Annotated in this window: 14 protein-coding genes; all 14 read right to left on the minus strand. The window is 61.2% G+C overall.

Features of this window, described 5'->3' with window-relative positions:
• Positions 1-28: 28 nt before the first annotated feature.
• The 14 genes from AB4Z13_RS29890 to phnF all read right to left on the minus strand — a co-directional run bounded on the left by AB4Z13_RS29890 (position 29) and on the right by phnF (position 12,365).
• The gene (locus AB4Z13_RS29890; RefSeq protein ID WP_037098700.1) at positions 29-988 is read right to left on the minus strand and encodes a trypsin-like peptidase domain-containing protein; all 960 of its coding nucleotides are present in this window, start codon (positions 986-988) and stop codon (positions 29-31) included.
• Positions 989-1,109: 121 nt separating this feature from the next.
• Positions 1,110-1,919: a PfkB family carbohydrate kinase gene (locus AB4Z13_RS29895; protein ID WP_439018089.1), complete on the minus strand. Its 810-nt coding sequence runs from the start codon at positions 1,917-1,919 to the stop codon at positions 1,110-1,112.
• Positions 1,920-1,949: 30 nt separating this feature from the next.
• On the minus strand, positions 1,950-2,804 hold the full coding sequence (gene phnE / locus AB4Z13_RS29900) for a phosphonate ABC transporter, permease protein PhnE (RefSeq protein WP_442207524.1): 855 nt from the start codon (positions 2,802-2,804) through the stop codon (positions 1,950-1,952).
• A gap of 3 nt (positions 2,805-2,807) precedes the next feature.
• A complete protein-coding gene (phnE, locus tag AB4Z13_RS29905) occupies positions 2,808-3,728 on the minus strand; it encodes a phosphonate ABC transporter, permease protein PhnE (RefSeq protein ID WP_113320374.1) in 921 nt (306 codons plus the stop codon).
• Between the two features lie 67 nt (positions 3,729-3,795).
• Entirely contained in the window at positions 3,796-4,710 is a 915-nt protein-coding gene (gene phnD / locus AB4Z13_RS29910) for a phosphonate ABC transporter substrate-binding protein (protein ID WP_113320373.1), read from the minus strand.
• A gap of 56 nt (positions 4,711-4,766) precedes the next feature.
• Positions 4,767-5,588, minus strand: a complete 822-nt coding sequence (gene phnC, locus AB4Z13_RS29915) for a phosphonate ABC transporter ATP-binding protein (RefSeq protein ID WP_442207525.1) — start codon at positions 5,586-5,588, stop codon at positions 4,767-4,769.
• A 218-nt stretch (positions 5,589-5,806) separates the two neighbouring features.
• Positions 5,807-6,979, minus strand: coding sequence for an alpha-D-ribose 1-methylphosphonate 5-triphosphate diphosphatase (locus AB4Z13_RS29920; RefSeq protein WP_113320371.1), 1,173 nt, complete (start codon positions 6,977-6,979; stop codon positions 5,807-5,809).
• A complete protein-coding gene (locus AB4Z13_RS29925; protein WP_442207574.1) occupies positions 6,966-7,706 on the minus strand; it encodes a phosphonate C-P lyase system protein PhnL in 741 nt (246 codons plus the stop codon). Before AB4Z13_RS29925 ends, AB4Z13_RS29920 begins: the two co-directional genes overlap by 14 nt.
• A gap of 21 nt (positions 7,707-7,727) precedes the next feature.
• Entirely contained in the window at positions 7,728-8,576 is an 849-nt protein-coding gene (locus AB4Z13_RS29930; RefSeq protein ID WP_442207526.1) for an ATP-binding cassette domain-containing protein, read from the minus strand.
• Positions 8,573-9,487: an alpha-D-ribose 1-methylphosphonate 5-phosphate C-P-lyase PhnJ gene (locus AB4Z13_RS29935; protein ID WP_442207527.1), complete on the minus strand. Its 915-nt coding sequence runs from the start codon at positions 9,485-9,487 to the stop codon at positions 8,573-8,575. Before AB4Z13_RS29935 ends, AB4Z13_RS29930 begins: the two co-directional genes overlap by 4 nt.
• Positions 9,484-10,581: a carbon-phosphorus lyase complex subunit PhnI gene (locus tag AB4Z13_RS29940; RefSeq protein ID WP_442207528.1), complete on the minus strand. Its 1,098-nt coding sequence runs from the start codon at positions 10,579-10,581 to the stop codon at positions 9,484-9,486. Before AB4Z13_RS29940 ends, AB4Z13_RS29935 begins: the two co-directional genes overlap by 4 nt.
• Positions 10,581-11,126, minus strand: a complete 546-nt coding sequence (phnH, locus tag AB4Z13_RS29945; protein ID WP_442207529.1) for a phosphonate C-P lyase system protein PhnH — start codon at positions 11,124-11,126, stop codon at positions 10,581-10,583. Before phnH ends, AB4Z13_RS29940 begins: the two co-directional genes overlap by 1 nt.
• Positions 11,126-11,584, minus strand: a complete 459-nt coding sequence (locus AB4Z13_RS29950; RefSeq protein ID WP_442207530.1) for a phosphonate C-P lyase system protein PhnG — start codon at positions 11,582-11,584, stop codon at positions 11,126-11,128. Before AB4Z13_RS29950 ends, phnH begins: the two co-directional genes overlap by 1 nt.
• The gene (gene phnF, locus AB4Z13_RS29955) at positions 11,577-12,365 is read right to left on the minus strand and encodes a phosphonate metabolism transcriptional regulator PhnF (RefSeq protein ID WP_442207531.1); all 789 of its coding nucleotides are present in this window, start codon (positions 12,363-12,365) and stop codon (positions 11,577-11,579) included. The genes AB4Z13_RS29950 and phnF overlap by 8 nt, the downstream gene beginning before the upstream one ends.
• Positions 12,366-12,416 lie beyond the last annotated feature (51 nt).

The raw sequence follows: 12,416 nt of genomic DNA on the forward strand, positions 1-12,416 counted from the left end.
TCTCTTCTCTATCCGGCTACCGCAGATGCTAATGTATTCTTTTTGCGGGGCGAACGGTGCGTTGTTCGATCCGCCCTGCGATGGAGAAAATCAGCACATCGACATCGGCATCGATCGTCGACCCATCCAATAGCCGGACGACGTCGTCTATCCCCGACACCGGATGGCCGGCGATTGCGAGCAGATAATCACCCTCGCGAAGGCCGGCCCTGGCGGCAGGACCATCGTCTTCGACGCGGCGCAGGCGGACTGTTGTCCGTTGGGGAACGCCGGCCTCAAGCGCAATACGCCGATGCAGATCGACCGTATCGGCTGCGATGCCGATATATCCGCGGCGGACCTCGCCGAAGCGCAGGATTTCAGACACGACGTGCTTGGCGGTATTCGATGCGACCGCAAAGGCAATACTCTGCGCGCCCTGGATGACCGCGGTGTTGACGCCAATGACCTCACCTGACGAAGAGACCAGCGGACCGCCTGAATTGCCGGGGTTAAGCGCCGCGTCGGTCTGGATGATATCTTCCATCAGGCGACCGCTCGCGGCGCGCATCGAGCGTCCGAGAGCGGAAACGACGCCCGCTGTGACAGTCCATTCGAAGCCAAGCGGATTGCCGATGGCAACAGCGATATGCCCGCGCTTCAGCTTCTTCGAGTCGGCAAGCTGCGCCCAGGCGCCGGACCAGTCGTTGGCCCGGATCAGCGCAAGGTCGGTGTCTTCATCCCGGCCGAGCACCCGGCCTTCTACGACTGCACCATCAGGCGTCTTGATGGTGACGGCCTTTGCATCGCCGACGACGTGATTGTTGGTGACGATGAGACCGTCGGGCGAGATGGCGAAGCCGGAACCATGCCCCGCCCGTCCGCCGATGCGCTCGATGCGGCTGACTGCCGGGCCGACCATATCGACGGTATTTGACACCGTTTCGGAATAGGCATCCAGCAGCCCGGCGTCTGACGACGGCTGAATGTCACGATCAATGAATCCCATGAAATCTCCTCCGACGCGTGAGGCGTCGACGTTGAGGACCGGCAGCGACTGCTGGAGGCAAAGGGCTGTCGTTCGACAGGTGAACAATGGAAATATCAGGTGAGGCTTGCAGCGCTGTCTTTCAAGAGCCGTGATTTCTGGAGGCGGCGAGGTACGAAGCCGCCACCTTGCAGGCAGCCAGCGCTGCGGCGCCGGCGTCAAGACCTCCGATGATGGCATCGATGTAACCACCAGCGAAATAATCCCCCGCTCCCGTCGTATCGCGCACCGGGGCTGCTGGCGGTAACTCGACGATGATCGAATCTTGCCGGCTGACGATCTCGATGGGTTGCATACCGCTCGTCAGCACGAGGGTTTCAAGCCGTGGCGCGGCGATTTCAGCAGCTGCCTGCCAGGCGGTTTGCGCCGCTCCTTTCACGTCCGAGCGCGAAGCGATCAGAACATTAGCCGGCCGGCGTTCAGCCGAGAGCGGATATTGCGAAACCACCTGGTCGAAATCATCCAATTGCCGCAGGGCGGCCTGGCTCATCGTCCGTGCATTGAGGTAGACGAGCGAAGCATCGATCGGCGGCAGGGCTTCGATACCAGGCCTGCGGCGGCCAGCAGGCGCGATGATGGTGCGTTCGCCGCTGGGGTCGACAAGGATGTCGACGGCTGCAGTCTTTCCGGGCACGAGGCCAACGAAATCGGTGTTGAAGCCACGTTTGCCGAGATCCTTCAGATAGGTGCGCCCTCGATCATCGTCGTGAAGACTGGTGACGAGTATCACCTCATGGCCGCGATCGAGCAGGACCAGGCCGGTATTGAAGCCGCCGCCGCCATAGCGCTCCTCAATCGATTGGCAGGCGAGCCTCCCGCCGGGCACCAGCGGTCGGTCGAGCCGCCAGATTCGGTCGACATTGGCATTGCCGACCACCATTATCCTTGCCATTCCGTCTCCCTTGCCGCGCTCTTCCGCCGCTTAGCGTGCGCTGTCATTCTTACCGATGATCTTACCGCGCAGCCAGGCGGAGGAAAGATCGATAACATAAACGACGGCGACGATCAGGAAGATGATCGTCCAGGCTTCCGGCCAGCGATAGGCGGCAATGCGGTCCGCAAGCAGAAACCCGATTCCGCCGGCGCCGACAATGCCGAGAATGGTGCCTGAGCGGGTGTTGGATTCGAAATTGTAGAGCATGATCGACAGGATCACCGGCATGGCCTGCGGCATGATGGCAAGGCGGATCGTCTGCAGCGGTCCGCCGCCCGACGCGAGAACACCATCGACGGGTTTGCGCGAGGTATTTTCGATTGCTTCCGAAAAAAGCTTGGCGAATGTGCCGATTTCCGAGACGGCGATGGCGAAGACGCCCGGGAGCGGACCAAGGCCGAAGGCGCGGATGAAGATCAGTGCGAGTACGATCTGTTCCACTGCGCGCAGCGCATCGAAACCTCGGCGGGTCGACAGCCGCACCCAGCCGAGCGGCATGATGTTCTTGGCACCGAGAAAGGCGAGCGGAAAGGCGACCACCGCACCAAGCAGCGTTCCCAGGAACGCCATAGAAATCGTCTGGCCGAGGCCGACGAGCACATCGTTCCATTCCTGCCAGGTCGTCCAGATATAAGGCGGGAACATGAAGGAGAAGATCATGCCGAGCCGCGACAGGCCGTTCAGGATGCGCGCCGGCGAAAAGTCGAAGAGATAGAGGCCGGCAACGAGTGGCAGGATAAGGGCTATCGCACCGGTATAGCGCATCAGCCGTACGCGCGGCGGGACCGAAAATGCGCCCGGCACGCGTTGCCGCAGTCCGGAAAGGGAGGAGGTGTCGGCCATGTCTCAGATACTCCGGCTTTCGATGCCGATGATGCGGTGGCGCAGCTTCTCACTCAGGAAATCGATGATCACGACAGTGACGAGAATGATGACGAAGAGCGCCGATAGATCGGTGTATTCCTGAAGCGACATGGCTGTGCGGATCTCCTGTCCAAGGCCGCCGGCGCCGACATAGCCGATGATCGAGGACGAGCGTACATTGATCTCGAAGCGCAGGAGCGTGTAACTGATGATGTTCGGGATGACCTGCGGCACGACGCCATAACGCATCTGCTGAAACCAGTTGCCGCCCGAAGCTTTGACGCCTTCCAGCGGCCGCATGTCGATATTCTCGTTGATCTCGGAATAGAGTTTGCCGAGCGAACCCGTCGCATGCGTCGAGATCGCCAGCACGCCGGCAAGTGGGCCGACGCCGAAGCAGAAGACGTAGATCAGCGCCCAGACGATATCGGGAACCGTGCGGATAACCTCGAGATAACGGCGGGAGGCGATCAGCAGAAAGCTGTTGGGACTGAGGTTGCGGGCGGCGGGGAAGCTCAGGATAAAGGCGCCGACGACACCGAAAAACGTTGCGACATAGGCGATCAGGATCGTTTCGCCGAGCAGCTCCAGCCAGACCGGCCAGCGCCAGAACCATTCGGCGAGATCGGAACCGAGCGTCTCGAGGCGCAAATGCGGCAGTGTCTTGTAGAGATATTCGCCGAGCCGGGGCAGGGAAGCCCATAGTTTCCAGGTCGTGATACGCTCGCCCGAGGGCAGATTGACCTCGGTCATGTCGAAGAAGCCGCCCGTCCAGGCCGTCAGCAAAACCGCGGCGGCAATGAGCATGACCGAAACGAGTTGCACGGTTTTGGCGCGGCTGCGGATACTGCGATATTCCGCCTCGAACTGGCGGATCGTGATGGAAGCTGATGCTGTCGTCATGTCTGATCCCGGTCGTCAGAGCGCCGGAGGGCGCGGCGCTCCCGTTGCTTGGCGTGGATGAGGGATGTCAGCCGTTACGGCGCTGCTTCTTCAGCCAGTCGCGCATGTCGACGATCCACTGATAGCGCTGATGATCGACTTCGACATAGCCTTTGGAGGTGGAGTTATCGCCGCCGCTCATTTCCTTGAAGGCATCGGGTGCCTTCTCCGGCGTTGCCTTTACCGCTGCCTTGACCTCAGCGATCATGTCGGCGGGCAGGTTGGTGCGGGTGGTGAAGGGGCCGTTGGTGATCTCAGGCGACTGCCAGATACGGCAGACCTCACCCTTCGGGATCATGCCCTTCGACTCCATGCGCTGCGGGATGCCGCTGATGTCGTTGTTGACATAGGTCGCGGCAGCATCGAACTGCTTGTTGGCGACGGCCATGACGCCGGTTTCGTGAGCGCCGGAGAAGGGAATGGCCGAGAAAAAGGTCTTCGGATCGTAGCCCTGCTTGACGAGGTTATAGTAAGGCACGGCGTAGCCGGAGGTGGAATCCGGATCGGCGAAGGCGAGAACCTTGCCCTTCAGGTCGTCGACCGACTTGTAGCCGGAGTCGCAGCGAACGGTGATGACAGAATAGTAGCCGGTCGAGCCGTCCTGTTCCTGGCCCGCGAGCAGTGGTTCCACGCCGCCATTGGTTTCGGTATAGGCGGCCGCATAGGCGGAGGAGCCGAGGAAGGCGAATTCGATCTGGTCGGAGGCGAGCGCCTGGATGACGCCGTCATAATTGCCGGCGGTGAAGATCTCGACCTTCACGCCGAGTTCCTTTTCCAGATATTGCTGGAAGCCGACGCGGCGTGCGATGCGGTCCTTCTCGTTCTCGCCCGAGAGAACGCCTAGGCGGATCGTCTTGTACTGGTTTTTCCAACCGTCGGCATGGGCCTGGCTGGACAGGGCAAGCGTGGCCGTCACGGCCGCAAGCATGAGGACGTTTTTCATTCCAACTCTCCTGTTGCAAAAAGAAGCCCGCGGCCTGGCAGAACCGCGGGCGAAACTCATACCGCCTGGTAGACCTTCTCTTTTGCGGTTCGACCGGCGTTGAATGAGGTGGATGTCACGGCCTCGTCGATCTCTGCGTCGAAATCCTCCGTGCCGTAGATTTCGCGGACCCGTTCCTGGGTCAGATCTGCCGGCGCGCCGTCAAAACGCACCCGCCCGGCCCGCATGGCGATAATGCGTTCGCAATAGTTGCGGGCAGTATCGAGCGTATGCAGATTGACGAGTACGGTAATGCCATCCTCGCGATTGATCTTGCGCAGCGCCTCCATGACGCGTGTCGCATTGGCCGGATCAAGCGACGCGATCGGCTCGTCGGCAAGCATGATCTTCGGGTTTTGAACCAGCGCCTTTGCGATGGCGACGCGTTGCTGCTGGCCGCCTGACAACGTGCCAGCCCGTTGCAGAGCCTGCGGCACGAGGTCGAGCCGATCGAGCGCGCGGATCGCCATTTCCTTCTCTTCATCCGTAAAGCGGCGCAGCATGGATGAGAGGAAGCCGTGCTCAGCGACGCGGCCGATCAGAACGTTCGTCAGCACATCCATCCGCTCGACCAGATTGAACTGCTGGAATACCATGGCGCAGGAGGCGCGCCACAGACGCAACTCGCGGCCGCGCAGCTTGGTGATATCCTTGCCCTCGAACATGATCGTGCCGGATGTCGGGTCCAGGAGACGGTTGATCAGCCGGAGCAATGTCGATTTGCCGGCGCCGCTGCGTCCGATAATGCCGACCATCTGACCGGCGTAGATCGACAGATTTACGTCGTCGACCGCCTGTGTTTGACCGAATTTCTTCTTGAGGGAATGAAGTTCAAGCACCGGAAGACCTCCGCTTGCCAGAAGCGCCAGAGACGAAACTGAATTGTACTTAAATACCAGTCTATGAAATGAAATATAGCATTTCAGTATGACACTTTTATTAAGTAATTGTTCAATATTTGCCGATAGTTACGTTGTTTTTATCAAGTAATACATCCGGAAAATCCGGATGTATTTTGTTCAATAGCAGCCCCTGGCGCTTTCCGGCTGGAGGCTTCTTATGCAGCCTTTTGGAATCGCAGGACAATTCCATCCGAATAGACCTGCCTGCCCCGGCAGAAAGTGGCCCGCACCCGCGGAAGGCGGCCATGCTCGGCGATGACGAGATCGGCACGCAGTCCAACTTCGATCGCGCCGCGATCTGTCAGCCCAAGCGCCTTGGCGGGATTGGCGCTGACCAGCGCCACAGAAGCCGGCAGTCCGCCCGATCCGGCTTCCGCAAGTGCGATGGCAGCCGGCAGCATGGCGGAGGGATGGTAATCGCTCGCCAGGATGTCGAGAACGCCGCGTTCATAGGCCTCACGGGCAGAAAGATTGCCTGAATAGGAAAGCCCGCGAAGCGCATTCGGTGCGCCCATGGCCGTTGCCAGCCCGAACTTGCGGGCCTCCTGTGCAGCCGCCATCGTCACAGGAAACTCGCTGATGCGCGCACCAAGTCCCTCCACGATTGCGATCTTCTCTACGCTGTCGTCATCATGGGAGGCGATGATGACGCCATGGTCGCGCGCGGTGGCGGCGATGCCCTGCAGATTGTCGACCGCGTCATTGTTCTGGGCGCGGTTTTCCATGCGTTGCTGAACACGCTGGGCAGCCTGTTCGAGACTGATCTTGTTGTTGCGCGCGATCGTCTCGATATGGCGTTCGACATCGCGGTACTGGCCCTGGCCCGGCGTGTGGTCCATCAGCGAGACGAGATCGAGGGCGCCGGCCCGCAGCAGGTCTTCGATGACGGCGCGGGCATGGGTGAAGGTGATTTCGAAACGTGCGTGAACCCTGTGGTCGATCAGGAGATCGTTCTTCCGGAGTTCGACCAGCGTCTGGATGATCGAGCGCGAATGCTCTTCCGAGCGGATGTGGCCATAGCTGCTATTGGCATGGAAGGAGAGCGCCGCATAGGCGGTGGTGATGCCATTGCCGGCAAGCTTCTTGTCGAGTTCGAAAATGCCGAGTTCCAGCGGAAAGCGCACATTCGGCCGCGGCTCGATCTCGCGCTCGATCATATCGCCGTGCATGTCGATGAAGCCCGGAAGCAGCAGCCTGCCGTCGCCTGAAATATCGGCTTCGGCCACCGGCTCTTCCCTGATGTCGGCGATCATGCCACCTTCGATCCTCACGGCACCGCGCGGTATGACCCTATCGCGCAGCACGATTTCGAAATCACTCAGCCACATTCTCTACTCCATCCTGGATCTGTCGGGTTTGAAGGCTGATTTCGCGGTCGATGAGATCCGCGATATCGTCGGGGTGGTGAAAGACGCCGATCATTGCGACGCCTGCAGCTTTCAGCTCGGCGAGGCGGGCAACGAGTGCGCGGCGCGCATTCTTGTCGAGCGAGGCGGTCGGCTCGTCGAGGAAGAGAAGCCGCTGCGGCAGGATGAGGGCACGCGCCAGATTGACCTTCTGCTGTTCGCCGCCGGAGAAGGTGGAGGGGTAGGCCGCCCAGAGCCCCGGCTTGACGCCGAAGGCGGAAAGCCAACGGCGCGCCTGTTCAATCGCCTCGTCGTAAGGTTGGCCGGCAAGGCGCAGCGGCTCGGCGACCAGTTCTTCGGCCGCCACGCGCGGACGGGCCTGCAGGAACTGCGTCACGAAGCCGATCTCCCGCTTGCGCAGGAGGGCGATATCGACGTCGGCTGCGACTGTTAGATCGATGACACCTTCGCGCGTATGATAATAGGCGTGGCCGGCGCGCGGTACGTAGGAACGGTAGAGCGTGCGCAAGAGCGTCGATTTGCCGGCGCCGTTTTCGCCGGTCAGCAGGATGAATTCACCTTCGCGGAGTTCGAAAGCGACCTTGTCGAAGGCGTGCAGCGTGCGTTTGAGATGATGCATCTCGAAATGCTTGGCGAGGCCCTGGACGGAGAGAATGGTCTGCGCCGAAGCGGCAGGATGTGTGTGCATGTTCACCGGCTCGGTCTCCTCTCAAAGCTTCGCATGCACGAGCTGCTGGGTATATTCATGCTGCGGATCCTGGAAGATCTGGTCGGCGAGCCCCTCTTCGACGGCTTCGCCGTTGCGCATCACCATCACACGATCTGCCATCGTGCGGATAACACCGAGATCATGCGAAACGATGACGATGGTGATCCGGCGTTCGCGCTGCAGCCGCTTCAGCGTGTCGAGCACCAGCGCCTGGACGCTGACATCGAGCCCCGTGGTAGGTTCGTCGAGCAGCAGAAGCGCCGGTTCGAGCGCAATCGCCTTGGCAAGCTGCACGCGCTGCTGCATGCCGCCCGAGAGTTCTGCGGGACGGGCATCCATGCGCGCGACCGGAAATTCCGAGGCATCGAGTGCGCCCTTGGCGCGGGCACGAAGCGTTGCGAAATTCCGCTCGCCGGCGATCAGCAGCCGCTCGGCGACATTTCCGCTGCTCGTATGGTTCATCCTCAAACCAAGATGCGGGTTCTGGTAGACTATGCCGATATGGCGCGCCCGCAGCATGCGCCGCTCGAAACGGTCGAGCGCGAAGAGGTTGATATCCTCGCGGCCGGGAAGCGCCAGCCTGTATTCACCGTCATCCGGCCGGTCTTCTAGGTTCATCATCCTGAGCAAAGTCGATTTGCCGGAACCGGATTCGCCGACGATCCCGAGCACTTCGCCGGGATAGACGGTCACATCGACGCCGCGCAGCGCCTGTACCTTGCCGAAGCTCTTGCGGATGCCGTTCATCGTCAGGATCGGCGAGGACAGCATCAGCCGCGGCGGCTGGCGCCCGGATGCCGAAAGATTGGCGGCAGAAAGATTGGAGGCGGAAAGGGGGGCGGCGCTCATTGCTCGATCTTGCCTTGCTTGTAATAGGTTTCGCCGATGGCAACGGTCTCGCCGTCCTGCTTGCGGATATGCTTGACGCCATACTGGCTGTCGGAAACCTCGAAGGTGGAGGAGCCATCATCCTGCGGTAGTTCGTTCATGAAATAGCCTGTTACGCCGCTGCGGTGACAAATCTTGTCAGCATGATCCTCGACCCGGTAGGGCACGTCGTCGAATACAAGCGGTTCGACGCGGGTGTAGGGTGGCACGGCATGGATGCGCTTTTCGCGGCCGGCCGAGAGGATGGTGAGGTTCGCCGCCTGGTTCATCTTCGGCACATCCCAGCGCGGGATCGGCGAAGGGGTCATCACATGGCGACCATTGACCATGCTCGGATAGCTGGAACCCTGCATAATCCGGCCGGAGCGCACCAGCTGCTCGTAGAGGGTCAACCAGAGTTGGCCGTAATCGGCATCACCATGCATGATACGCGCTTCTGACATGTCCGGCTGGACAGGCCGCAGCGGTTCGGGATTGGGAACCTGCAGCACGAGGATCTGGTCCTCGCGCAGCTTCTCTTCTGGGATGCGGTGGCGCGACTGGATGATGTCTGCCTCCAGCGTATCCAATGTCTCCCGGGCCGAGCTAACCCGGCGCAGGAACTTGCGGATGCTGCTGGCATTGACCGAATCGTCGGCACCCTGATCGATGACCTTGACGACGGATGTCGGCTTCAGGAGCGTCAGCGTCACCTGCAGGCCGCCGGTTCCCCAGCCGCGGGCAATCGGCACTTCGCGGCTGGCATAGGGCACCTGATAACCGGGAATGGCGATGGCTTTGAGGATGCGGCGGCGCATCTCGCGCTTGGCGGATTCGTCCAGGAAGCCATAGCTGAAGGCCGCCCAGGGTTTTGTCAGTTGATCGAGTTTCACGGCATTGCCTTTTCGAGTTCGGCCTGCTTGACGGCGCCGTCCTGGGGTGCGCCGGTTTCATTGGCCGCCTTGTCGGCTTTGACGCGCCTGATAGCATCGAGGCTCGACTGGAAGGTCACGTAATGCGGCAGCTTGAAGTGGATGCAGAAGCCCGAGCTTTCGACGGGTTCCGTATGGTAGAGGACGAATTCCTCATTCGAGGCCGGATGGGGATTGGGCTGATTGGAGGCGAGATCGAGCGAGGCGGCGGCAATGACCTTCACCTCGTTCCAGCCGAACGTGGCGGAAAAGCCGAGTTCGAGGCCCTTGCTCTTGGAGATGACCTCCGTTTGGCTGACGCGCACGCGTCCGGCGCTGAAGAGCGTGCCGCGCGGATGGCGGATGCGCACTTCGGCTTCGGCGAGCCGCAATTCGTTGACGGTCGGATGCACGCTGCCATAACCGCGCATGGTCGAGTAGCCGAGCGCCAGCGTCCCGCCGGTATCGGCACGCGCCAGACTCTGCAGCTTGTGGGCGCGGCTTGCCGGAAAGAGCAGCGGCTCGCGCGTCACATCGGGGATCTCGTCGAGCGGTACGTCTTCCGTTGATGTCTCCTCGATCAGGCCCTGCGCCTTCTGCCAGTCGGTGAGCGACGGCTGGGTGGCGGGTGCGGGTGTCTTTGCGGCTTCCACCGGTTCTGGAACGAAGGTCGTTCCGTTCAGCACATCGACATTCAGCAGACGGTGCGAATAATCGAGCGTCGGCCCGAGGATCTGGCCGCCTGGAATATCCTTGAAGGCTGCCGAAATACGCCGCACTGTAAAGAGATCCCGCTGGCGCACCGGTTCAGCAATCGTCAGGCGCGGCTGGGTGGTGCGATAGGCGCGCAGCAGCAGCACTGCCTCGTAGAGGTCGCCGCCGGACTGGGCCAGCGCCAATGCGGCAAGCTCCGGCGCGTAAAGCGAGGCTTCGCCCATCACGCGGTCGACCAAGTAAGGCAGGCTCTCGCCGATCGCGTCGACACGGGCCTTGTCGATCTGTCCGAGTTCTTCGCGATAGAAGCGCTCGGACTGTTCAATAGCGTGTTCTCCGCCACGTGTTGCAACATAGGCCATCAGAGCACCTCTATCTTGGTGGAGCGGGGAATGCCGATCAGGCTTGCGCCGTCGGCTAGATAGATGTCCCAGCCGAGCGGATAGTGGGTGGCTTCGGCGCGCAGCGCCCAGAAATCCGGATGCACGCCGCCGATCGCGATATCGATGGAACCGTTGACGCCGGGGCCTGTCAGGCGAAGCCTCGTTCCCGATCCGATGATGGCCGGCGCGAAAATCGTTGCGGAGGCATCTGGATAGAGCAGACTGCCGCTGAGCATTACCGAAAGCGCGGAGACTTCGGCGCGGTCGCCGATCGATGCGAAGACATATTCCGCCTGATGCAGGGCAACGGCATTGGCGCCGGTCCCGACAATCTCTGCCTTCAATCTCTCATCGGTGCAGAAGAAGCTGCATTCGCGGTCGAGCAGGCTTTCGGCCAGCGCAAGAAGGCCCTGAAAGGGCAGGGGCTGGACGCGGCCGGGACGGGCAAGTGCCCACATCAGCGCATCGAAGGTGGCGTTCGTGCGCATGTCCTCATCAGTAGGAAGGAGCAAGGTCTGTGTCATCAGAAGGTCTCCATGCGCACGCGCGTCGCTTCGACCTTGCGCAGCCTGATATCGTCGTCCTGAATCTGGCGGCGCTGTTCGCTGGTCAGGAAGGTCTCGATGCCGGTCTTGCCGATCTTGCCTGCGAAACTCGCATCGATGACGGCGATCGCCATGGCATGTTCGAGATCGCGCCCGACGACGGCGCCATAACCTTCTACGCCATGATCCGACAGGCGTATATGGGCCTCGGCCATCAGCACTTCGCCGAGATGGAAGGCCGTGTTATGCACGGTGTCAGTGTAGGGCAGCATCGCAAGGCCGGTGCGGTTCACGAGAACCTCAACCGCTCCCACATCATCGAGCAGTTCCTCTGCAACGGCTTTGATCCCTTCCGCATCCGCCCTGGCAAGTATGTCGAGCATGCTTGCATGGCTGAAGCTGGCAGGGGGCGCGCCGGCTTCCATGGTGTCATTCATCGTCCTGTCCTTTTGCCGTCGTCGCAGCGCGATCCTCCGGCTCGTTATCAATGCTGAATTGCACGCGTTCTCCGGCCCAGACGGTCTCGGAATAGGCGATTGGCCGGCCTTCCATGTCGACGTCGGTTTTCTGGACGACGAGCACCGGCTGCTGGGGCGACTGGGCAAGAAGCTGCGCTTCGTCACCAATCGCGCGGCGGGTGAGGATTATGGTGCTCTGCCTGACATAGTCGGGGATGCCGAAGGCAGCGTAGATGCTGGTGACCGATTCACCCGCGCGGCGGCGCAGGTGCATGTTCGGGAAGCGCTCGACCGGATGGTAGGAATGACTGAGGCTGATCGGCACATCGTCGGCAAAGCCGCGGCGGGCGATCATGTAGACCTTTGCGCCTTCCGGGAGCTTGAGTGCTGTGGAGATCCCCGGCGGCGCCACGATCTCCGACTCAGAGACCGGCTGGCCGGAGGGAACGCGCCCTTGTTCCAGAAGGTTTTTGCGGAAGCGCGTTCGCCGGGCGATATTGTAGGTGATGACGGAGTGCTCTTCCACGAAGGTACCGCGCCCCTGCTCGACCCGCACCTTTCCGGCAGCAGCAAGCTCGGCGATCGCCCGTCGTACGCTGTGGCGGCCGACCTGGAACTGCTCCATGATCTCGGCTTCCGTCGGCAGGCGGCTTCCCGGCTGGAGCGCGCCTGACGCGATATCCCTGTTGATCTGTTTCTCGACGATCTGCCAGTGGCCGGACCGCGATCTTGCTTCGATCGAATGTTCTTCATTAGTCATTCGGATGAATCCAAAATTCATTCGGATGACCTAAACATAGCGGCTATCGGT

Source organism: Rhizobium sp. YAF28, assembly GCF_052113285.1.
Taxonomy (GTDB): domain Bacteria; phylum Pseudomonadota; class Alphaproteobacteria; order Rhizobiales; family Rhizobiaceae; genus Rhizobium.

Bases quoted from the DNA above. Each gene is read 5' to 3' on its own strand.
- AB4Z13_RS29890 (WP_037098700.1), bottom strand. From the start codon at position 988: ATGGGATTCATTGATCGTGACATTCAGCCGTCGTCAGACGCCGGGCTG.
- AB4Z13_RS29895 (WP_439018089.1), bottom strand. From the start codon at position 1,919: ATGGCAAGGATAATGGTGGTCGGCAATGCCAATGTCGACCGAATCTGG.
- phnE (WP_442207524.1), bottom strand. From the start codon at position 2,804: ATGGCCGACACCTCCTCCCTTTCCGGACTGCGGCAACGCGTGCCGGGC.
- phnE (WP_113320374.1), bottom strand. From the start codon at position 3,728: ATGACGACAGCATCAGCTTCCATCACGATCCGCCAGTTCGAGGCGGAA.
- phnD (WP_113320373.1), bottom strand. From the start codon at position 4,710: ATGAAAAACGTCCTCATGCTTGCGGCCGTGACGGCCACGCTTGCCCTG.
- AB4Z13_RS29920 (WP_113320371.1), bottom strand. From the start codon at position 6,979: ATGTGGCTGAGTGATTTCGAAATCGTGCTGCGCGATAGGGTCATACCG.
- AB4Z13_RS29925 (WP_442207574.1), bottom strand. From the start codon at position 7,706: ATGCACACACATCCTGCCGCTTCGGCGCAGACCATTCTCTCCGTCCAG.
- AB4Z13_RS29930 (WP_442207526.1), bottom strand. From the start codon at position 8,576: ATGAGCGCCGCCCCCCTTTCCGCCTCCAATCTTTCTGCCGCCAATCTT.
- AB4Z13_RS29940 (WP_442207528.1), bottom strand. From the start codon at position 10,581: ATGGCCTATGTTGCAACACGTGGCGGAGAACACGCTATTGAACAGTCC.
- phnH (WP_442207529.1), bottom strand. From the start codon at position 11,126: ATGACACAGACCTTGCTCCTTCCTACTGATGAGGACATGCGCACGAAC.
- AB4Z13_RS29950 (WP_442207530.1), bottom strand. From the start codon at position 11,584: ATGAATGACACCATGGAAGCCGGCGCGCCCCCTGCCAGCTTCAGCCAT.
- phnF (WP_442207531.1), bottom strand. From the start codon at position 12,365: ATGACTAATGAAGAACATTCGATCGAAGCAAGATCGCGGTCCGGCCAC.